Origin of the sequence: Streptomyces sp. NPDC021080, assembly GCF_044333225.1 — a bacterium.
Lineage (GTDB): Bacteria > Actinomycetota > Actinomycetes > Streptomycetales > Streptomycetaceae > Streptomyces.
Genome location: NZ_JBIRQM010000014.1, coordinates 129,402 through 149,617, shown reverse-complemented (window position 1 = coordinate 149,617; position 20,216 = coordinate 129,402). Strand labels below are relative to the sequence as shown.

Annotated in this window: 21 protein-coding genes and 2 pseudogenes; 14 read left to right on the top strand and 9 right to left on the bottom strand. The window is 69.6% G+C overall.

The genetic code is table 11. The features are described 5' to 3' along the window. Positions 1-131: 131 nt before the first annotated feature. The gene (locus ACH4S8_RS31365) at positions 132-1,373 is read right to left on the bottom strand and encodes an MFS transporter (RefSeq protein ID WP_398399991.1); all 1,242 of its coding nucleotides are present in this window, start codon (positions 1,371-1,373) and stop codon (positions 132-134) included. Positions 1,374-1,471: 98 nt separating this feature from the next. On the opposite strand from ACH4S8_RS31365, the gene ACH4S8_RS31360 reads away from it, so the two are divergent. Both ACH4S8_RS31360 and ACH4S8_RS31355 read left to right on the top strand, forming a co-directional pair. Further along, a complete protein-coding gene (locus tag ACH4S8_RS31360; protein WP_398399989.1) occupies positions 1,472-2,008 on the top strand; it encodes an ArsR/SmtB family transcription factor in 537 nt (178 codons plus the stop codon). 304 nt (positions 2,009-2,312) lie between these two features. Next, a complete protein-coding gene (locus ACH4S8_RS31355) occupies positions 2,313-3,140 on the top strand; it encodes an SAM-dependent methyltransferase (RefSeq protein WP_398399987.1) in 828 nt (275 codons plus the stop codon). Positions 3,141-3,181: 41 nt separating this feature from the next. Here ACH4S8_RS31355 and ACH4S8_RS31350 read toward each other — a convergent pair whose 3' ends face one another. Continuing rightward, positions 3,182-4,543 carry a hypothetical protein gene (locus ACH4S8_RS31350; protein ID WP_398399985.1) on the bottom strand — a complete coding sequence of 454 codons (1,362 nt, stop codon included), beginning with the start codon at positions 4,541-4,543 and terminating at the stop codon, positions 3,182-3,184. Positions 4,544-4,615: 72 nt separating this feature from the next. Here ACH4S8_RS31350 and ACH4S8_RS31345 point away from each other — a divergent pair. Beyond that, positions 4,616-4,689 (top strand): annotated as a pseudogene (locus ACH4S8_RS31345). An 82-nt stretch (positions 4,690-4,771) separates the two neighbouring features. Here ACH4S8_RS31345 and ACH4S8_RS31340 read toward each other — a convergent pair. The 3 genes from ACH4S8_RS31340 to ACH4S8_RS31330 all read right to left on the bottom strand — a co-directional run bounded on the left by ACH4S8_RS31340 (position 4,772) and on the right by ACH4S8_RS31330 (position 6,838). Next, positions 4,772-5,896: a DUF6183 family protein gene (locus tag ACH4S8_RS31340; protein ID WP_398399983.1), complete on the bottom strand. Its 1,125-nt coding sequence runs from the start codon at positions 5,894-5,896 to the stop codon at positions 4,772-4,774. 61 nt (positions 5,897-5,957) lie between these two features. After that, on the bottom strand, positions 5,958-6,434 hold the full coding sequence (locus ACH4S8_RS31335) for an HIT family protein (RefSeq protein WP_398399981.1): 477 nt from the start codon (positions 6,432-6,434) through the stop codon (positions 5,958-5,960). Between the two features lie 14 nt (positions 6,435-6,448). Beyond that, the gene (locus tag ACH4S8_RS31330) at positions 6,449-6,838 is read right to left on the bottom strand and encodes a hypothetical protein (RefSeq protein WP_398399979.1); all 390 of its coding nucleotides are present in this window, start codon (positions 6,836-6,838) and stop codon (positions 6,449-6,451) included. Positions 6,839-6,981: 143 nt separating this feature from the next. Between ACH4S8_RS31330 and ACH4S8_RS31325 the strand changes: the two genes are divergently transcribed. Together ACH4S8_RS31325 and ACH4S8_RS31320 are read left to right on the top strand one after the other, a co-directional pair. Further along, positions 6,982-7,227: a hypothetical protein gene (locus tag ACH4S8_RS31325; RefSeq protein ID WP_398399977.1), complete on the top strand. Its 246-nt coding sequence runs from the start codon at positions 6,982-6,984 to the stop codon at positions 7,225-7,227. Between the two features lie 398 nt (positions 7,228-7,625). Next, positions 7,626-8,237: a hypothetical protein gene (locus ACH4S8_RS31320; protein WP_398399975.1), complete on the top strand. Its 612-nt coding sequence runs from the start codon at positions 7,626-7,628 to the stop codon at positions 8,235-8,237. A gap of 196 nt (positions 8,238-8,433) precedes the next feature. On the opposite strand, the gene ACH4S8_RS31315 is transcribed toward ACH4S8_RS31320, so the two are convergent. Then, positions 8,434-8,664, bottom strand: a complete 231-nt coding sequence (locus tag ACH4S8_RS31315; RefSeq protein ID WP_398399973.1) for a hypothetical protein — start codon at positions 8,662-8,664, stop codon at positions 8,434-8,436. 114 nt (positions 8,665-8,778) lie between these two features. Between ACH4S8_RS31315 and ACH4S8_RS31310 the strand changes: the two genes are divergently transcribed. The 3 genes from ACH4S8_RS31310 to ACH4S8_RS31300 all read left to right on the top strand — a co-directional run bounded on the left by ACH4S8_RS31310 (position 8,779) and on the right by ACH4S8_RS31300 (position 10,512). Then, the gene (locus ACH4S8_RS31310; protein WP_398399971.1) at positions 8,779-9,468 is read left to right on the top strand and encodes an HAD family hydrolase; all 690 of its coding nucleotides are present in this window, start codon (positions 8,779-8,781) and stop codon (positions 9,466-9,468) included. Between the two features lie 203 nt (positions 9,469-9,671). Beyond that, positions 9,672-10,040: a hypothetical protein gene (locus ACH4S8_RS31305; protein ID WP_398400260.1), complete on the top strand. Its 369-nt coding sequence runs from the start codon at positions 9,672-9,674 to the stop codon at positions 10,038-10,040. A 133-nt stretch (positions 10,041-10,173) separates the two neighbouring features. Next, a complete protein-coding gene (locus ACH4S8_RS31300; RefSeq protein WP_398400270.1) occupies positions 10,174-10,512 on the top strand; it encodes a hypothetical protein in 339 nt (112 codons plus the stop codon). A gap of 124 nt (positions 10,513-10,636) precedes the next feature. On the opposite strand, the pseudogene ACH4S8_RS31295 reads toward ACH4S8_RS31300, so the two are convergent. Then, positions 10,637-10,762 (bottom strand): annotated as a pseudogene (locus ACH4S8_RS31295) (IS5/IS1182 family transposase); the annotation flags it as partial. A gap of 260 nt (positions 10,763-11,022) precedes the next feature. On the opposite strand from ACH4S8_RS31295, the gene ACH4S8_RS31290 reads away from it, so the two are divergent. After that, positions 11,023-11,205, top strand: a complete 183-nt coding sequence (locus ACH4S8_RS31290; RefSeq protein WP_398399969.1) for a hypothetical protein — start codon at positions 11,023-11,025, stop codon at positions 11,203-11,205. 212 nt (positions 11,206-11,417) lie between these two features. Next, positions 11,418-12,227, top strand: a complete 810-nt coding sequence (locus tag ACH4S8_RS31285; protein WP_398399967.1) for a tetratricopeptide repeat protein — start codon at positions 11,418-11,420, stop codon at positions 12,225-12,227. 405 nt (positions 12,228-12,632) lie between these two features. On the opposite strand, the gene ACH4S8_RS31280 is transcribed toward ACH4S8_RS31285, so the two are convergent. Next, a complete protein-coding gene (locus tag ACH4S8_RS31280) occupies positions 12,633-14,027 on the bottom strand; it encodes an MFS transporter (RefSeq protein WP_398399965.1) in 1,395 nt (464 codons plus the stop codon). Positions 14,028-14,572: 545 nt separating this feature from the next. Here ACH4S8_RS31280 and ACH4S8_RS31275 point away from each other — a divergent pair. The 3 genes from ACH4S8_RS31275 (at position 14,573) to ACH4S8_RS31265 (ending at position 16,935) form a co-directional block, all read left to right on the top strand. Further along, positions 14,573-14,908 carry an SMI1/KNR4 family protein gene (locus ACH4S8_RS31275; RefSeq protein WP_398399963.1) on the top strand — a complete coding sequence of 112 codons (336 nt, stop codon included), beginning with the start codon at positions 14,573-14,575 and terminating at the stop codon, positions 14,906-14,908. Between the two features lie 120 nt (positions 14,909-15,028). Then, the gene (locus tag ACH4S8_RS31270) at positions 15,029-16,168 is read left to right on the top strand and encodes a WD40 repeat domain-containing protein (protein WP_398399961.1); all 1,140 of its coding nucleotides are present in this window, start codon (positions 15,029-15,031) and stop codon (positions 16,166-16,168) included. A 95-nt stretch (positions 16,169-16,263) separates the two neighbouring features. Next, the gene (locus ACH4S8_RS31265) at positions 16,264-16,935 is read left to right on the top strand and encodes a hypothetical protein (RefSeq protein WP_398399959.1); all 672 of its coding nucleotides are present in this window, start codon (positions 16,264-16,266) and stop codon (positions 16,933-16,935) included. A gap of 291 nt (positions 16,936-17,226) precedes the next feature. Here ACH4S8_RS31265 and ACH4S8_RS31260 read toward each other — a convergent pair whose 3' ends face one another. After that, positions 17,227-17,634, bottom strand: a complete 408-nt coding sequence (locus ACH4S8_RS31260; protein ID WP_398399957.1) for a hypothetical protein — start codon at positions 17,632-17,634, stop codon at positions 17,227-17,229. 727 nt (positions 17,635-18,361) lie between these two features. Between ACH4S8_RS31260 and ACH4S8_RS31255 the strand changes: the two genes are divergently transcribed. Next, positions 18,362-20,113, top strand: a complete 1,752-nt coding sequence (locus ACH4S8_RS31255; RefSeq protein WP_398399955.1) for a fatty acyl-AMP ligase — start codon at positions 18,362-18,364, stop codon at positions 20,111-20,113. Positions 20,114-20,216 lie beyond the last annotated feature (103 nt).

Here is a 20,216-nt window from a genome sequence, read left to right as displayed (position 1 = left end):
CCGCGCGGAGAGCGCGGGCAGGCCGGACCTGCACGATCTGTTGATGGTCGGCCGGCCGGACGACTCATGACACCTTGAACTCGTCCACGACGCCGCGGTCGGACCCCGGACAACCGCCGTGGTGGTCCGTGTCATCGCCGGGAAGGCCCGGGCGCGGGTTGTCCATCGACCTGAGCCGCGGTCCGGGTGGTGCGGCCCGTCATGGTGAGCGCGGACGCGGCGGCGAGGCCGCAGACGCCGGCGGAGAGGAGCTGCACCCGGTAGTCGAGGCAGGCGACCAGCCCCGTGCCCAGGAGGAGGGCGAGCCCGGTGGGCGCGTACATCAAGGTGTTGGCCGTCGCCGCGACCCGGCCCAGCAACTCGGCCGGGGTGTGCCTCTGGACGGCTGTCAGCGCCGCGACGATCGGGCAGGGCAGGCCGAGCCCGATCGCCAGACCGCCGCCGAGCACGACGGGCAGCCAGGGGGTCGCCCGCGCCAGCACGCCGATGGCGAAGAGGGCGAGTCCGGCCGCCGCGAAGGTGCGTTCAGGCATCCGGCGCATCAGCGCCCCGGCCGCCAGCCCACTGACGATCGATCCGAGCCCCTGGAGCGAGGTGAGCGCGCCGGCGAAGGCCGGGGACCGGTGGAGTCCGGCGTCGAGCATCGCGTACGTGGCCGTGCTGCTGATGCCGGCCAGCGCCATGGCCGTCCCGCTGGTGAGAACGAGCGGGCGCAGTACCGGGTGCCGGCGCAGGTAGCGGGCCCCTTCGGCGGTCTCGGCGGTCCACGCCCGGCCGACACGCGCCGCGGGCGAGGCTTCCTCCACCCGGATCAGTCTGAAGGCAGCCGCGGCCAGGACGAACGTGGCCGCGTCCAGCAGAGCCACCGCCGGGCCGCCCGCCGCGGTGAACAGGCCCGCGCCGGCGAGCGGAGCGATGAGCTTCATGCTCTCGATGGCGGTGAGCACCAGACCGTTGAAGTCACCGCGCAGCCCGTCCGGCACCGCGGCTGCCACCAGGGCGGTCTCGGCCGCGTCCGTGAGGACCATGCCCACCCCGACCAGGGTCAGCACGGCGAACAGCAGCCAGACCTGTTCCCTCGAACGCACAACGAGCGGCGCGGTCATGACGGCGGCCAGAGCCAGGTTGGTCGCGACCAGGAGCGGACGACGGCGTAACCGGTCCGCCACGGTGCCGATCACGGGTCCGGCGAAGGTCGGCAGCCAGAGGCAGAAGCCGACGAGTGCGGCGAGGCTGCTGGAGCCGGTCAGTGTCTTGACCCAGATCCCGGCTGCCAGTGACATGGCGGAGTCGCCGAAACCGGAGACGATCACGCCACCCAGATAGAGGCCCGCGTTGCGGTCCCGGAAGACCTTCAGCGTGTTCCAGCTCATGCCGCCCCCTTCTTCGCGTGTGATCGCACAACCTACCCCCAATCATTTGCTTGGCGGTAGTCGCTTTGGGGTGTCGGCCCGCGCTTTACCCTGGCTGCGTGACCGATACCGATCCCGTGCTGCGCGCGCTCGCCCACCCCTTGCGGTTGAGGATGCTCAGCCTCATGTGGCCGGGGCCCATGTCGGCCGCCGAGCTCGCCCGCGAGTTGGACGTCTCGCACGCACTCGCCAGTCAGCACCTGCGGCGCCTGGACGCGGTGGGCCTGGTCGAGCTGGCGGAGGAGCGGACCCGCCGCGGCGGCAGAGAGCGCCGCTACCGCACCGTCCAGGGCACGCCGCTGTCCGACCAGCAGGATGGGACCCCGATGCTGGCCGAGACCATGGCACACACCCTTCGGGAACGTGCGAGACGGCGTGAGACGGGCAGCGAGGGTGTGACCGTCGACGCCGAGCTGTGGGTGGATCCCCGGACCTGGCAGACCGTCCGCCACCGCCTTGCGGAACTCGCCGCCGAACTCCACGCAGCGGCCCGGCCGCCCCACGCGCCGGGCACCATCCCCCTGGGCGTCAGCATGATGGCGTTTCCGCTGCGCGACGTGACGATCGAGAGGAATGATCCGCCGGGGGAGCGCTGACGGCGTCCGTCCGGGTCGCCGCCCCCGCCGCGGGCCGGGTGGACTGTCCCGGCAACTGCCCCAGGAGCAGCGGAAGTCCGGCCGACGCGAGCCCGGGAAACCGCCCATGAGGCGACGTCGGAGTCCTCGGGCCCGGCACGTTCCACTGCGTCGAACGGGCCGGCAGGTCAGGGGCAGGCGGACTCGGGGTACGCCGACCCCGTCGACCAGTGCGCCGCCGCGGCACGTTTGTACGTACCGACGGGGTGCGTGCTGCGGTTCGATACGCCGAAGTGCTGGGCAGCGGGTTCTCTCGCGAGGGAGGATGGTCGTCATGACGAGCGAAGGCACCTCGATCGACGCCACCAAGCCCAGCATCGCGCGCGTTTACGACTATCTGCTGGGCGGCAAGGACAACTACGCCGTGGACCGGGAGATCGGCGATGTGTTCAAACGGGACCTTCCCGGCTCGGTGGCGATCGCCTTCGCCAACCGCTCGGCGCTGACCCGGGCGGTCGCGGAGATAGCGACGACCACCGACGTGACCCAGTTCATCGACCTGGGCAGCGGTCTGCCGACCGCCGACAACGTCCACCAGGTCGCGCAGCGTCACACCCCGGAGTCCCGCGTGGTGTACGTCGACATAGACCCCCAAGTGCTCGTGCACGGACGGGCCTTGCTGGAGGAGAACGACCGGACCCGGGTCATCGAGGCCGACGTCCGCGACCCCGAGGCCGTCTACAACCACCCCGAAACCCGGGAACTCATCGACTTCGAACGCCCGGTGGCGGTCGTGTTCAGCGCCATCCTGCATCACGTCAACGACGAGGAGGACCCGGCCGGGATCGTCCGCTACTGGCGCGACCGCGTACCCTCCGGAAGCTACTTCTTCGTCAGCCACTTCCGTTCCGGCAACAACCCGGAGACGGCCGAGGCGGAGAAGGTCCTCCAGCAGACGTTCGGCCGTGGCCGTTGGCGCACCGACGAGGAGATCGCCTCCCTGCTGGACGGTCTGGAGATCCTCGACCCGGGAGTCGTCGCCGCCCCCTTGTGGCGCCCGGCCCCGGTCGGCAAGCCGTGGAACGGCGGCGCCGCACGAGAACTCACCGTCTGGGAACACCTCATCGCAGCCGGGATGGCCCGCAAGGCCTGATCACGCAGCCCGCCCTTCGCCATGGCGCTCCCGTCCCGGAGCTACAGGCTCGCAGCGGTGAGGATGCGGTACATCCGGGCGGGCCGCAACGCGGCGTTGGCAGCCGCCTCATCGGCGACGTGGGGGTCCGGGTCCGCGAGCAGATCCTCGAGCAACGCCTCCGTGACGCCCGGGTGACGGGCGACCCCACGGCGCAGGTCGGGCTCGGCAGCCGCCGCCAGTTCCTGAAGGGACGTCACGGGCAGCTCCGGGTCGTGCAGAGCGAGACGACGTATGTTCGGATTCGGTTCGTCGACGAACGTGCGGAGCGCCTGGCGGGGGAAGTTGGGGTGCTCGACGAGGAGCGGCTTGATGTGGAACACATCGCCGTGGGCGCGAACCAGCTCCTCCAGGACTGGTGCTGGTGCCTGTGGGCGACGGGCGGCATTGCGGCGGACCGTGAGATCCGGATCGTTGTCCAGGCGATGCCATGCCGCTTCCGGGAGGTCGTGGCACGAGGCCAGGACGCGCCGGAATCCGGTGTCGGGGTTGTCCAGGTGACGCATCCGCTCGTCGAGCGGTGCGTCGCGCAGCCAATTCGGTTCGGCGAAGCCCCAGTTGAGGGCCACGTCGGCGTCGAGACTTCCGTCGGCGTACTCGGCCTCGACGCGCGCGTACAGCCTCGCTCGCGTCGCGTGGTCCACATGGTGGCTCTGGGCCACCGCAACCCGCACGAACGGGTCGTCGATGTCCACGAGCCGGGCCGTCATCTCCGCCGACAGATGCGGGTTGGCCGCGACCGCTTGACGTACCTCACTGTCCTCGCTCTCCATGAGCTGCGCGAACTGGGCCGACGTGAGCGGGACATGGCGCGCGATGTTGCCGCGCGTCGCAGGGTCGGCGAGGCAGCGGTCCCTCCACTCGGGCGGCACGCCCGGGGTGGCGCGCAGGGTGGCTGCCGCACGGACCCGCGGATCCGCGTCGGCGAGCAACTCCACCTGCACCGCGAGGGGCCGGTCGTACCAGGTCTGCGCGACCGCGGCGCGCAGAAGCGGACTCGGCGCGCGGACGAGTTCCGACCGAGGCCGACCGTAGGCTTCCTCCAGGGCGTCGATGGGCAGGGGCACCTCGCGGTCCACCGTGCCGCGGACGAAGTCGGCGAACGCGTCCCGGATCGCCGGATCGGGATGCTCGGCGATTCTGCGGCGCATGGCCGGAGAGATCCGGTCGCCGCGGAGGCTCACCGCCGAGATGTCGTCGCCGTGCGTCAGCAGTGCCTCGACAACGGCGTCCCCGAGCCGCCCGGGACGCAGCGTCATCCCGCGCCGGCCGGCCCGGTGGGCGACCAGGCGCACCAGGACGTCCTGAGGGGCTGCCGGATTCCGTGCCAGTCCGGACAGCTGCGGATGCGTGAGGCTCGTCATGCGCTCAACCTAGCCGGGCGCCTGCTGCCGTCCTTCGCTCGAGGCCAGGCTCGTATGATCGCCTGTGGGGCAGGGCTCGTAGCGCAGAGGTCGTCGCGCCTTTCACAGCATGTAGGAGGACGCCGGTTCGAATCCGGTCGGGTCCTGTCTGTCCCGCCTGCCACTCCCTCGCGGAGCGATCGCGAGGACGACGTCTGCCCGGCAGGGCGCGGTCGACCGATTCCCGCCTCAGTCGGTGTCGGTCGCGGCCAGCACGGCCAGGCGGTCGCGGTCCGGGGACAGCGCGGCCAGGCCGATGTCCCAGGCCACCTGCTCGAACCACTTCGTGTCGGCGGCGAAGCCGTGCCACGTGCAGGCCGACACACGTGCTTCAGCTTCTTCGGCACTGGCGCCGTCCGGGCTTCCGGCCAGCGAGGCCAGGGACTGCCAGGCCGCCAGACGTCCGTAGGCGCCGTAGGAACCCGAGTTGTACGCCCCTCCCGTGGACGCTGCGGCGAACAAGACCCGCCATGCTTGGGCGGGCCGACAGAGGGTGACCGACAGAGCGGTCTTCTTCCCCGCCCCGTGCAGACACTCCAGCCCCAGCGTCAGGAGCGCGTTCGGGACCGACGCGGCGTCCAGCGGTTCGGCGGGCTGGAACACCCGTGCCTCGATGCGCCCGTTGGACTCCTCGGCCCAGTTCGCCACAGCCCTGCCCATCGCCGTGGCGATGTCCTGTGTCGTCGTTTCCCGAGCCGGGGGAACGCGTGTGCCGGAGAGCACCGCCTGTTGGCTGCCCTCCGGCGGTCCGTAAGGCATCTCGTGGCTGCTGCCCCGGCTGCTGTAGCTCGGCAGATCCGCACCTTCCTCCACGGCGGCCCGCGCCAGGGGAAGCCAGGCCAGCGGGTGATGACTCCAGTGCGGTGACGTTGCCCAGCCCGCGATCCTCGGCGTCTCCTCGACCACCACACCCCTGAGCACCAACTCGTGGACCAGGCAGGCCCGGAGCTCCTCCGAGGCGCGGCCGGTGAAAGCGACGGCCAGGTCCGCCGCGTCGTGGCTGGAAGCCAGAATGGAAGCCATGTAGCGGTCGAGCTTCCTGCTGGTGACCTCGGCCGCGGAGACCAGCCGGAGCGCCTGGGTGGCATTCTCCGGACCCGGTGTGGTGGCCAACAGCCGCATCAGATGATCGAGGACGCTTCTGTACTGCCACATCCGCTCACCGGTGCCGTACGTCCTGGCGAGAGCGATGCCGAGGTCTGCGGCAAAGGCGGCGTCCCCCTGCGCGACCCGGCCGTCGGCCGCCGCCCACACGCCGGTGACCTCCGTCAGGTCCGGCAGTCCCGCCACGATCTTCTGAATCTGATCAGTCACGGTCCTGAGCCTACGCACCGGACAGTCCTCTCCCGAGACATGGGAGCGCCACGGCGTGATCCTACGGATGCGCGACTCCGCCAAGCAGGCATGCCCGCAGGGAGAGGGCTGTCCGGTCTGCCCGGTCGGCTGTCACTCGCTCCTGCTCGGGGCGCCCGAGCAGTTCGAAAATGCCCGGCCCCCGATGCTCCGGTCGCAGATCCGCCATGCGCGGAACGATGTGGAAGTGCACGTGCGCGAATCCATCGGCTTCGGCGAATTGGACAACGTACGTCTTGGCACAACCGGTCACGCTCCGGAGCGCCCGGGAGAGGTTGACCTGCCACATCCCCAGGGCGGCGGTCTCGGCGTCCGTGAGGTCATGGACCGCGGTGACGTGGCGCCGGGGGAGGAGCACCAGCCAGCCGGGCACGGCGGTGTCGAAGACGTGGGCCACCCGCCAGTGGTCGTCGTGTGCCACACACTCGCGGGGTGGAAGGTCGTCGAACTCCGCTTCCCTGCCGCACGGGTAGCAGTCGGGAGTCTGGGGGAGCGACAAGTGCGCCTCCTAGGTCAGTTGAGCCAGGGGGAGAGCTCGTGGGCGAGTACGTCATGTGCGGGGTCCGAGGGAAGCCAGAGAAGTTTGTGCTGGGACCCGTCCCGCATGAGCAGGTCGAGCCGGTCGGCGGTGACGCCGCGGCGGAGTCGGGCGGAAGCGATGTCGGCCAGAGGGATCACCTTGTTCGTCCGGTGCTCCGCCCGGATCTGCGTGACGGCGGCTGCGCTCGCATCGGCTTCCGGCAACGGGGTCACCACCGTCGGGCCTTTGCCGTTCGCCAGGGTGGCGGTGAAACCGAGCCGCCGACGGACCAGGAGGTGCGGAAGCAGCCACAACTCCCCATGAATCCAGTCGCCCCACCCGGTCGTGCAGCTCTGCGTCAGCAGTCGCGCCCGTTCGTCCATCCCGTCACCGTAGTTCGTACGTCGTGCCCGTGCGTGCCCCACAGCGAGTCGGGGTTGCGGACGGTGTTCGCTGTGAACGACGGTCCGTCGGGCAGGTGTTGGCCGATTCTGGGTGCGGGCGGGCGGGCGGGCGGGCGATGGCGGTGCCGGCCGGTAGGGTGATCGAGTCGCTGATATGGGCCGCCGACCACGACGGTCCGCCGATTCCGATACCGATACCGGTGCTGATGTTCGCCGGGCTGATCCCCGCCGGTCTGCTCTGCTTTCTGGGGTACGGACTGGTCAACGCGGGGCGGCTGACCTTCGCCGGTGACGCCGACGGGGTGGAGTCCGGGTACCGGCTGGGCTGGATCCTGCTCGGTTCTGTGTCCTCGCCGGTGGCGGTGTGACCGCCCCCCGGCTGTCCTGGCAGGTCGCGGGCGGTATCGCGATCCCGACCGGCGTCCTGACGCCGGCGACCTGTCTGGCGTTGCGAGTGCTGCGCGGGCCGATGGCCGCCGTCCGCTCGGTACGGGCGGCCGTCACCTGCGGCGCCCATGGATCAGCCGAAAGACCAGGTCGGGGGCGCCGCGGGCCGGCGGGCCACGGTCGTATACCGTCCCGCCAAGAGTGATCGACAGGGAGGGGACCGGCTGTGAAGGTGAGCTGGCGAAGACTGGCTGCCGCGAGCGTGGCAATGGCCGCGAGCATGGCACTCATGTCGGCTTGTGGGCCGGTCGCAGACACGGGGAAAGGTCGAGACGCAAGCAGCTCTGAGCGTTCCGACGAGGAGAACTTCGGATCCAAGATGCTGTCGTTCGACTACGTGGGCGACTCCGGCGAAGACGAGACCATCAATCAGACCCTGCACATCACGAACGATGTGCCCGCCTCTGTGGTCCCAGTGCTGTCGTTCAAGGCGCTGGACAAGCATGATCATGTGCTGCGCCAAGTGAAAGTGAGCACGATCTACGGAAGCGACCGGGGGAAACTGGTGGCTCCGTATGGAACGAGCTTCGACATCCTGCGATTTTCAGGTCCGGGCAAACATGACGTGGCGGACGTCCGTGTGACGGTGCGGCGCACGACCATCGCTTCCATTCCCGCGGGCCGACACGCGGTGACGACGCAGGCGCTGGACAGCCACGGGCGCGAGATCACCAGGTTCGAGCGATTCTCGGCAGTCAGGCTGACCAACGAGGACAACATCCCCGTCTCCGTACGGATCGCTTACGTTCTTTGGGACCAGCCGCCCAAAGACGTCACCCAGCAAGCCGTCGAGGTCACTCCGATCGGTGGCCTGACGCGAGTACCAGCCCATGGCACCGCAGTCGTTCACGTGACCGGGAAGGCGGCTGCCGCGGTGGCCCGCAACTCCTATGGCCCAGCAGTGAGCATCAAGGCATACAACTCGCAGTAGCCGTAAAGGCTTGCGGTGTCCTCGCCCATGAGACCACCGCAAGCCTTTCGGTCCTGCGTCACGGCACCTCTCGATCTCCGCCGCGTTCAGAGGGCTCAAGGTAGGTCACGTCGATCGATCATTCGTACTCGCCCAGCAGATTTTCAATCCGGCGATTCGCCACCTCTTGCCGAACCTCGTGTGCGGATTCCGCTGGTCAGACATGGGCTTGCGGCCATCGCGGAAGCCTCGACTCATTGCTGATCGAGTTGCCGTGGGGGTGGCGGATGCCGTCGATGCGGGCGGTTCTGGAACCGTAGTAGAAGCCGAGCGCGGCCATAGCCTCCGGGCCAAGCTCCGGATGCCGCTCGCTCATGATCGCTTCCGCTGCCCGAGTCCCTGCCACCAGGTCCTCGCCCGGGGCCGACAGTGCCATCACCTCTGTCACCGGCACCTCCAGCCGGGGGCGAAGTTCTGCGGCGGCAGACCCGAATTCCCGGGGCGTCCTGGTCGAGCGCGAAGAGGTCGCCGCAGCGTGAACAGCAGGGCCTATGCTGCGGAAATGATCAAGCCCATTGAACTTGTCATATTCGACTGCGACGGCGTGCTGGTCGACAGCGAGCGCATCGCCGCTCGCGTCCAGGTCGCCCTCGGAGCCGAGCTGGGTTGGCCGCTGACCGAGGACGAGGTCGTGGACCGGTTCATCGGGCGCTCACACGCCGCCATCCACGAGCAGGTCACTGTTCAGCTCGGCCCGGACACGGCCGCGGTCTGGTCGGCGAGGTTCGAGCAGCTCCACCGGGAGGCCGTGGACGCCGAGCTTGCCCCGGTAGACGGCTTGCCGGAAGCGCTCGACGCGCTCACTCTGCCGACATGCGTCGCCTCCAGCGGCTCCCACGACAAGATGCGGCACACCCTGGGCCGTACCGGGCTCTACGAACGCTTCGCAGGCCGTATCTACAGTTCCACCGAAGTCTCCCGCGGCAAGCCCGCCCCTGACCTGTTCCTGCACGCCGCCCAGCAGATGGGCGTCGATCCTGAAGCCTGCGTGGTCGTCGAGGACAGCCGACCCGGCGTCCGCGCTGCCCGCGCCGCCGGCATGCGAGCCTTCGGCTATGCCGGCGGACTCACCCCGGCCGAACGCCTCGAAGGCCCCGACACCGTCGTCTTCTACGACATGCGCCAGCTACCGAACCTCATCGCCGAACGGCAGTCGGCTCTTCACCAGGCACTGCCCACCCACAAGTTCTGACAATTGCTCGATACACCTCATTAGCCGTTCTGAACCGCGGGGGCCGACCTGGGGATTGCGCGCTTTCGCCCGAGGCGGCTGATCCCCGTGTCAATCCCTTTGCGTGACTGAGCAGGTCGCCCCTAGCGTGCAAGCGCACAGGAACAGGAACGGTGCGACCGGGCAGCGCGCCACACGAACGAGGAGCAACCGCCGTGGGAATCATGGTCTCGGTCAGGGGCTGGCTGGAATGTGACGACGAACAGCTGGCCCAGATCAAGGAGATCGTGGAAGCAGACGATCCGGAGCGCACCTACAGCGGAGGTTGGGCCTTCCCCCCTCGGCAGTACAACAACATCAAGTGGGCCTTCTACGGGGGCAATATCCGCGCGGTGTCCCTCGACTGGTTCGAGGAGAGGTTGCGTCAGATCGCCCGGATCCCGGCCTCCTGCCCGGATGAGGAGTACGACGAGAGGCCCCGGGGGCTGTTTCTGGTCAGCCACGACGTCGACGGCATGAGCGAGTGGAGGGTCTGCAACGGCGGCCTGGCGATCGGCCTCCCGGACGGGGATTACCGCTACCTCGACGCGTAGCCAGTGCTCTGACCGTGAAGGTTCGCGGGTTCGGGTGTGGCGCGGTGCTCTGCACTGACTGGTCAGGGGGAGCGGTTTCGGTGAGGGCATCGGCGCGGAGCCGAAGGTCAGTTGGAGAGGGAGAGTTACGTCGATGACGTCACAGCCGGACGATTTCGTCGCGGTCCAGTTGCTCGCCATCCTCAATGACGCCGACGCGCCCGAGGGAGACCAGCTCGACGCCGCCATGGACCTGGAGGACCACTCGGGAGCCTGGTTCGAACAGGAAATCTTCAAGATCCTTCGGCGGGAGCGGTTCGCGAGCGTCCTGGCCCAGCACTGCGCGGAGTCACTCGCCGGCATCTGGGCCCGCGAGGGCAGGATCGACCGGGACTTCTTCCCGGAGCTCCGCAGGACGGCCCTGGACGAGGTGCTTGGCATCCTCGGAGCCCGTGCCCCGCATCTGATCCCGGCAGGATCCGGGGAAGTCTGAAGGTCCTTCCTGCAGCAGCATGGCAGTCACCAGGGTCTGCTCGAACTGGCCTGTCTGGGACCGCGCATCCCCTCTCGGCCGGCAGCCCGCGGATTTCGCCGACCGCACGAGTAATGGTGGAACGGTCGACACCAAAAAGCAGCCCTGACGCCGCATGCGGCAAGTCGTGCCGCAGGTGAATCAGCGTGGCCACGAGCCGGTCGACGAACACCAGCCGATGCCGGGCACCGGCTCCCGCCACGAGCTTCATGCCGACGCCCTCTCGACCGCTGCCTGCCGTGATCCGGCCAACTCCGCAACGAGGGAGGCGAGATGGTCCCGGGACGCCCCCGTGAGCACCCGATGCGTGAGAACTGTCCGACTGGCCCTGGTCGTCACACCCGGATCGTGCCACTCACCAGCGAGAAACACATCGCCCACTGATACCCCGGGCTCACTGAGCGGGTCTTCGCGCGGTCGTACCGTTCAATTCGGTGGTGGTGGGAGAGGGCGAGTTGCTTGGATCGGCGCATGGAGAACTCGATCTGGGATGCGTTGCCGCCGGTGGTCCGGGAAGAGGTGGACGAGCTGATCAGGGGTGGTCGGCGGCTTCTCGCGGTGAAGCTCATCCGGGAGGCCCACCCAGGGCCGCTTCCTCGACTGCCCGACGCTGTGGAGGTGATGTGCGAGCGCTCGGCGGAGCTGGGGTGCTGACACGGGTGTCGGAGCCCTGGGCGGCGAGTCCGTGGGGCCAACTGCAGTGCAGAACCCCGCTGGAGTCCCGATGGTGGATATCCGACCGGCAGGCCCTCGGCGTTCTCGTGTGAGGCCCGGTCCGTGGCGATCTGTCAGCCGGCCCATCCGGTGCTGCCGACCGTTCCCGCCCCTTGGTCGAACACCAGGCCCAATATCCATATCCTCCAGCCATGAGACTCTTCCGACCGCGCGCCAAGCGCACGACTGAACCCCCTGTGGCGCGGGCCATGGACCTGTACACGGCCGGGCGTTACGCAGAGGCGGTGACCGAGGCCCGTGCCGTGGCCCGGTCGCTGCCGCCCGATGACACGTACACACCGCTGGCACTGAGCATCACCGCAAACGCGACGGGCGCCCAGGGCCGCCACGCCGACGCTCTCGCCATATACGACGAAATACTGCCGGCCGTCGGAAAGACTTTCGGAGCCGATCACTGGCAGACCCTGAAACTGCGCTCCGACCGCGCCCAGACGCTGGCCGAGCTCGGTCGGTACGCCGAGTGCGAGGCGGAGTGCGCGGCCGTCGTCCAGACCGCGAGCGGCGGTACAGGGGAGCTGCAAAACGTAGTAAGGGCCGCCGGTAACGGGCTGGTCTTCGCTCTCGGCGCGCAGGAGCGCCACCCGGAGGCCGAGGCACGCGCCCGCGAGGCCCTGGCCGCCCATCCTGAACCGGACCGGCTGACTCTGGCACTGCGGCTCGGCCTGGCACGCAGCCTCAACGGCCAAGCCCGCCACGAGGAGGCCCTCGCCGAGGCGGAGCGCGCCCGTGAACTGCACCGCAGCCTGCCCGGAGGAGAGAACCGCTCAATGACCGGCGCCGTCGAACTGGCCGTGGCCACCGCCCTCCTGGGACTGCACCGTGGCACCGAAGCCCGCCTTCAGGCCGCAGCTGCGCACGATGCCTGTCTGGCCTCATTCGGCCCGGACCATCGCCGCACGGTCGAGGTTCAGGCTCTGCTCGACCGAATAGACGGCGCTTGACCGGACGCGCACCACGACTCCGGACAGGGGTGTCCCAGGTGTCCGACTGTCCGGTTACGGTCCTGAACTGCGCAAACAGCCCGGACAGCTCAGGGCGGCGGTGTCCGGGCTGTCCGGTCACAGACGGCTGCACACCCACGCAGGTGTTACAGCCCGCCGACAGCGCCCCCTGCTCCGGTTCCGCGCGAAGGACAGCAACACCTGCACCACGGTCAAGACCGTCGAGAGCGATGGAACAGGCAAGTCGAAGGACGGCTGCTCCTGCGGCCCGAAGCCAGGTGCTCCCACGCACCTGGCCCAGTGCACCCCGCCCGCGGCCCGGCGCGCCTTCGCCCCGGCCCGGTCCGGTCCGGTCCGGCGCGGCGCGCCTGAGCCCGTACGGCGCCAGAGGTTCGGTCCTCGGGCCTACTCGCCGCCCGCGTCGGCCCCCGCCGCTGGTGGCGTGCTGTCCGTGCCGCGGCGGGCGCGGAGGATGCCCCCTCCCACCAGTGCCGCAGCCAGGACCGTGAGTGTGAGGCCGGCCCAGGTGACCGCCTCGTGGAACTCCGCGGTCTGGTGAGCGCTCCAGTTCGGCGCGGCGATGTCGCCGGGGAAGAGCGTTGCTAGGAGGGTCCCGCTGACGGCGATGCCGATTCCGGTGGTGACTTCGCCGGCGGTGTCCACCAGGGCCGCTCCGATGGTGGTCCGGTCGGCCGGAAGGCCACGCATCACGTTCGTTCCGGCGACGACACCTACGACACGCATACCGGCGGCGACGAGCACGAGCGCGAGGGCGACCCACACGTACCCGAAGCGCCCCAGCAGCCCGTAGACGGCGAGTCCGCACACGACAGACGCGGCGCTGAGCCAGGCGGCTCCGTCGAGACCGGCACGCCGCACCAGAGGACCGATGAGGGCTCCGCCCGCGATGAGCACCACGACCTGGGGCAGCATGCCCAGGGCCGCCTGGGCGGGCGTCCAGCCCCAGTCGAGCTGGAACTGCAGGGTCACGAGGTAGCCGAGACCGGCGGTCGCGAGGCCGGCGGCGGCCTTGAAGGCGAGTCCGCTCGACACGAGCGGGCGGGCGACGAGTTCGAGGTCGAGCAGGGGACAACGGGCGGTGCGCTCACGCACGACGAACAGCACGGCCGTCACGATGGCCGTCACCAGGGTCAGCCACGGAAGAGGGGATCCGGTGCCCGCGTCGACGAACAGTGTCGGTGCCACCAGCGCGAGCACGATCGTGGCCGTGCCGAGCAGGGCGCCGGTGACGTCGATCGGGTCGCGATGCAGTTCGTGTGCCATGTCGGCGGGGATACCGCGTCGAATGCCGATGTACGCGAGCGCGGCGATGGGCACGTTCACCAGCAGCAGTGCCTGCCATGGGGCGAACGCGAGCACGAAGCCACCTGCCGTGGGTCCGATCGCGAGTCCTACCAGGCCCACTGTCGATATCAGTGTGGTCGCGCGAACGCGGAGCCCGTCCTCGTCGAACAGCCGGAATGCCAGGGCGAGGGAGCCCGGTGTCGTCATCGCGGCCGCGACGCCCATCACCGCACGGACCGCGACGAGTTGCTCCGCCGTGGTGACGAACGCCGTTGCCAGACTTGCCGCACACAGCAGTACGAGCCCGATCAGCATGATCCTGCGGCGGCCGACCCGGTCGGCCAGCGCGCCGAAGGCCAGCATCAGCCCGCCGAACACGACGGCATACACCCCGGTGACCCACTGCAGCACGGTCGTCGACGCCGACAGCTCGCGGCCGATGGTCGGCAAGGCGACGTTGAGGACCGAGTTGTCGAGCATTTCGAACAGAAACACCGCGGACAGCCCCGCGAGGGCTGTCCCCGCTTCGCGGAGGGATCGCGGTGAACGAGGGACTTCGGCCGGGGCGTCGACGGCCTCGACAGTTTCATGACGGCGGACCTTCACTGCGCACTCCTTCGATGTGAAGAAGTGGCGGGTCGTCCGATCCGCGTATGCGCGTGTGTCCTCTACTCCATCGGCCGGCGTCGATGCCTGGCGAGGCCACACGTTTCTACTTCCAGTGCTCCGATAGTACATGTCTCCTTCCGGAGCCCTGCTGCGGACCGATGCGTACACCGTTCGCATGCTGGTGGGCGCGGACAGCGGTGGAGCCGATGTCCGCGCCTCATGCCATGATCCGGCCGCATGAGTGACGGCGCCCTTTCGCCCGCCTGGCCGGCCTCCTGGATGAGCAGGGTCTCCCCGGCCCTGAGCGCGATGACGGACGACTTCGAGCGTCGTCATGGCTTTCCCCCGGGGCCGAACGAGGTCCGGCCGGCTGACCCCGCCGATCAGGCAGCGGCTCGCGCGCTTGCCCAGGAGGCCTGATATCCGCCGACTTGGCCACCTTCTACGCCGGCGTCGGAGACATCACCTGGGCGGACGTCGGCAACGGCTGTTTCGTCGCCCCGGCGACAGAGGTACTGCTCCGGCTCCAGGAGTACGGTCCTGTCGCCGTAGACGTGGACCGGAAGGCTCACGGTCTGATCATCGGCTCGAACGGCGGTGGCCTGTCCTGTGTCGCGTGCCCCGACGGGTCGGTCCACCGGGCGCGGACGGCGTCGCTGGACGAAGCGGAGTTCGACAAGGAGGCTGATGACGTGCGGGAGTTCCTGGAACTGTTGGAGCGATCTCTGACGCGTTTCGTCGCGGACGGTGAGCCGGGACGCGTATAGGTGCCGTCCTCGACGCCGTGGCGTGTGGGCCGCTGTCGGGTCCGAAGACCGTTGCGCCACGGGACGGCGGAAGCCTGCGCTCCGGCTTCCCCGGGATTCGGAATCGCGCGAGACTGCACCATGGCATCCCTGGGAACGCCGTCGCCGTCCGAGCGGTGGGTACTGGCCGCCACGCTCAGCGGGCACGGCAGAGCCGTGAACACGGTGGCGTTCGGCCCGGACGGGCGGCTGCTGGCGACCGGAAGCAGAGACAGGACCGTGGTCCTCTGGGATGTCACGGACGTGTTCCACCCGAGCCGCTCCGCCGACCTCGGAAGCCATCGAAGAGCGGTGAACGCGGTGGCGTTCAGCCCAGACGGGCGGCTGCTCGCGACCGGAAGCACCGACTGGAGCGTCATCCTCTGGGACGTCACGGACCCGGCGAACCCGACCCGGGCGGCGACCCTCGTCCATGAGCGCCCTGGCTGGTTGTTCCGCGACGGCTGGCGGCAAGGCGGTGTCCACGCGGTGGGTTTCAGCCCCGACGGACGGTTCCTCGCCTGTGCCTGCGACCGCACCGTGACCGTCTGGGACCTCTGCGACCTGACGCGTCCGAGCCGGTGCGCCGCAGTCACCCACCACCGGCGCCTCTGGCTGTCGGGGCCCGTCACCACGGTGATGTTCAGCCCGGACGGACGGTTGCTGGCCACGGGTTCCTCCGGTGACAGGGACCCCGGAGTCCTGTGGGACGTCAGCGAGCCGACCCGTCCGGTCCGAACCGCCGCCGTCCGACCGCAGGCCCGAAGCCGGTCGAAGGCGTTGTCCTCCGGCGGGGCGCCCGCCGTCCACGCGGTGGGATTCAGCCCGGACGGGCGGCTGCTGGCCACCGCCAGCGGTGATCTCGGCGTCGTCTCCGGTACGTACGCGTCGTGGCGGCGAGGGGCCGTCATGCTGTGGGACGTCACCGACCCGGCTCATCCCGTCGGGACGGCCACCGGCAGCCTTCCCCTGGGCGGCCGTGGGGACACGGGGCAGATGTACGCGGTGGCGTTCGGCCCCGACGGCCGGCTGCTCGCCTCCGGGTGTGAGAACGCGGCCGTGACCCTGTGGGATGTCACCGACCCCGCGCGCCTGACGGTCACCGCCCAGCTCGAGGGCCACCGCAAGGCCGTTTGGGGGCTGGCGTTCAGCCCGGACGGACGGACACTCGCCGGCTGCGGCGCGGACACGACGGTGAGGCTGTGGCTCCTGCTCCAGGAGCAGGCCGGTCCGCGCGGCTGACGGCTGCCCGTCGGCGGACCGGGCGACGAAGAAGCTCCGTGACCGGGAACGACACGGCAAGGCCGCATGGCCGAGGAGGGTCGCCCGTCGAAGCGGTGGCAACGGCCTTCGCCGGTGCCGTGATCCCTCTCGTCGCGGCCGGGTCCGCAAGTGCCGCCACGACCGGCGACTGCCGGTCCGCCACGGTCCAGTACCGCATCGTCGACGCCGACGGAAAGGTCGTGGGCGCGGACTGGTCCTCCCAGGGCGGATTCCACCAGTGGGACGCCGTTCCCGGAACGGTGGAGGTCCGGCCGGCCCCGGGCCGGAACGTCGGGGACGGCTGCAAGTACCCCGTTTCCCCGGCCGAGTACACCACCGAGGGACCGAACTGGTTCACCTCCGGCCACCAGGGCCTGGTCGACGAGGCCACCGTCCACCTCACCGCCGCGGACGTCGTCGACTCGGCCGACGCGAAGCAGACCTGGCAGAAGCTGACGGTGCGGGCGCCCGACTGCTACGGCCAGATCGACCTGTACGGCGAGGACGTCTCGTACGACGGGAAGAGCTGGGAGGGCCACGGCCCCCTTCCCTACGAGCCCGACAACATCGCCACCCCGTACCACCTGGTAGCCGCCTGGAACGGTGGCGGCAAGCCGTGCACCCCGGCCACGTCGGACGCGCCCACGCCGTCGCAGTCCGCCCCCACCACTCCCTCGACCCCCGCGGCCGGCGCCGTCGCCGGAGCCGGCGCGGTCGTCATGTCCCGCCGCCTGCGCCGCTCCTGACGCGGGCGCCCGGGATCACTTCCGTGCCGTAGAGGAACTCCGCCGGTTCCGCCCGTAGGGCATCGACACCATCCGCGTCGCCCTACGGGCAGAGCCGTTCCCGCGCCGGGGACCTGGGGGAGGGGGACGGGAAGGCGGACAGTGCTGTGTCCTGCGTATGCGCCCTCCGGTGGCCCCGGAAAGGGCGGACCCGGTTGCCGCCGCACGAGGCCGACGGTTCTGCCGGGCAAGAGGGGGCTGTCCCCTCGGGTGACAGGTGCCGGCCGCCCATGAAGGGCGCGGCACCGTCCGTCAGCCGAATCCGATCCCGAAGAGCAGTGTGCCGATGGACGCCAGCGTGAGACCCAGCGGGATCAGGCTGACCCCGATTCCCACACCGAGGCTCTTCCTCTTCGCCGGGTACCACGGCACGCCCAGGGAGATCAGCGCCAACAGGAGCAGGACCAGGCTCGCGCCTATGGCGGTCTCCGTGCGTCCGCACGGGTTGGCGGCGCTGCACGAGTCCAACGCCATGGGGGATATCAGCAGCATGAAGGCGGTGGCGAGCTGCACCGGTACCGCCACCAGCACACCGACCAGAGGGGCGATCCACCACGCGCGCCGGGGCTGTGCCGGGGCGGCGGTGAGGGTTTCGGCCGCGATCGGCGAAGGTGACGGAAAGGCCGGTGCGGAGGCCTGCGGGTTGCCTGATGTGCTCATGGGCACAGTATGACTTCTTGGTGAAGTCCTGGTGAAGGCTGGTGTGTCGTGGTGACACCCTCGTGATCTTCGGATGCCCTCCGGGCGCTTTCCGGCCCTTCCCTGCTCACCGATCGCCTGGAAGGCCCGATAGGCCTGGTTCGTGACTCGGTGGTGCGATGTGCCTCACGGGCGGAGTGAGGAGCCGGTCGGACGGATGGGGCGTGTTGATGCGGCTCCGGCGTCAGGAAGTCCGGGTGTCGCACCGCAGCCGAGAAGGCGCGGAACGGGGTCCTCGGGTTCGGGAGTGCTTGCCGTCGCGCCCCATCCCTCGGAGAGCGGGGGAGCGGTCGAGTGGCTCGAACGCTGTTCGGAGTGCGTGACGCGGTACACATGGTCATCCAACGCATGTCGCTCACCAGCGACTTCACCCTGTTCATCTCTCGTGACCGACCGTCAGGTGGCCCAATTCCGCATTTAGTACCCGGGGTTACATCTGTGGAGTCGGCCGAACTTGCTATTGTGTTACTCGTTGGTAGCAATCCGTAGGGGGCCCCGGGGAGCCGGCGCGGACATCGCAGCCGTTTCCCGGGCGGATTGGTCGAGACGGACGTTCTGGCAAGGGGGCCAGGCGGACACGGCATCTGCGCGTACCCATGACGCGGCCTTCGAACTCCAGTCTTTTCGCTCACTCATCCGAACAGGTGAGACTCCTCTTATGGCTCGTTCCCTGGTCGATTTCTTAACCATGCACGCTTCCCGGCAGCCCGACCGGACTGCCTATCGGTACCTCGTCACGGGTGACTGCGACGGAGAGATCCAGGACATCTCCTACGGGCGGCTCGCCGAGCGGTCCCGGGCCGTCGCGGCCTGGCTGCAGGAGCGCGGTCTGGCCGGTTCCCGCGTCATGCTGCTGTATCCGCCCGGCATCGAGTTCATCTGCGGTTACCTCGGCTGCCTTTCGGCCGGGGTCGTCGCCGTGCCGAGCCTGCCCCCGCACGGGCGGTCGCAGAACCACCGTGCCCTGCTCCGGATGAAGCGCATGATCGCCGACGCGGACGCCAGGGTGATCCTGGGCGGCCGCGAGGTGATCGCGGCCCTCGCCACGATGTCGGAAGACCTGCCCGAACTGGCCGACATCACCTGCGTCGCCACCGAGGACATCCCCGACGAGGCGGCCGCTTCCTGGCGCGAACCCGACCTCACCGCCGACTCGGTCGCCTTCCTCCAGTACACCTCCGGATCCACCTCCGCCCCGCGCGGGGTGATGGTGACCCACGGGAACCTGCTGGACAACGAGCGGGTCATCACGGAACGGATGGGCCACACTCCCGACGTGATCGAGGAGTACGGCCATGAACTCTTCGTCAGCTGGCTGCCCGTCTACCACGACATGGGCCTCATCGGCCCGGTCCTGAACGCGGCCTACCTCGGTGTGACCGCCACGCTCTTCTCCCCGCTGCACTTCCTGCAGCGGCCCGAGCGCTGGCTGACAGCCATCAGCCGGTACCGTCCGCACACCAGCGGCGGCCCCAATTTCGCCTACGAGCTGTGCCTGAAGCACGTCACTCCGGACCTCCTCGAAACCCTCGACCTGAGCCGGTGGAAGGTCGCCTTCAACGGCGCCGAACCGGTGCGGGCCGCGACCCTGCGCCGGTTCACCGACACCTTCGGCGCGGCCGGCTTCCGCCGTGAGGCCTTGTACCCGTGCTACGGCCTGGCCGAGGCCACGCTGATCGTCACCGGCGGTTCGGTGCAGGCCCCACCCGTGCTGGCCAACACCAACGCCAGTGCCAGTGCCAGTGCCGCTCCCGCAACCGCCGCTGACGGCACCTGGTCGTTCGCCGGTGCGGCAGACGCCAGATCGGTGGACGCGGCAGCGGTCGGTTCCGGTCGGCCCGGCCCCGGCGTCACCGTGGTGATCGCCGACCCCGAACGGCAGGAAGAACTGCCCGAGGGCGAGGTGGGTGAGATCTGGGTCTCCGGCGCGAGTGTCGCCAAGGGGTATTGGCGCAACGCGCTCGCCACCCGGCAGGCCTTCCGGGCCACCCTCGCGGGTCGCGAAGGCCGTTTCCTGCGCACCGGCGACCTCGGATTCCTGCGGGACGGCGAACTGTTCGTCACCGGTCGTCTCAAGGACCTGATCGTCATCGAGGGACGCAACCACTACCCGCAGGACCTGGAACTGGCCGCCGAGATGTCCCACTGGGCGCTACGGCCCGGCTGCACCGCCGCCTTCTCCGTGGACGGTGGAGGGGAGGGCGAGCAGCCCGTGGTCGTCGCCGAGACGGCACCGGAGGCGGTGGGTGAGTCCGAGAAGATCATCGATCTGATCCGGGGCGCGATCAGCGAGGCGCACGGCGTGCCGGTGCGCGACGTCGTGCTCGTCCACCCCGGAACCATCCCCAAGACGTCCAGCGGGAAGATCCAGCGCCGTGCCTCCCGGGCGGCGTATCTCGACGGAACTCTCTCCCTGGTCGGCGGGCCCGCGACGAGGTGACCTGCCCCGCCGACAGCGTGCCGACGCGCTGTCGGCGGCTCAACAGCACTCTCGAGTAAGCCGGTTGCTCCGTCGCGGGCCGTCCGTACGGCGGTCGTGCGAC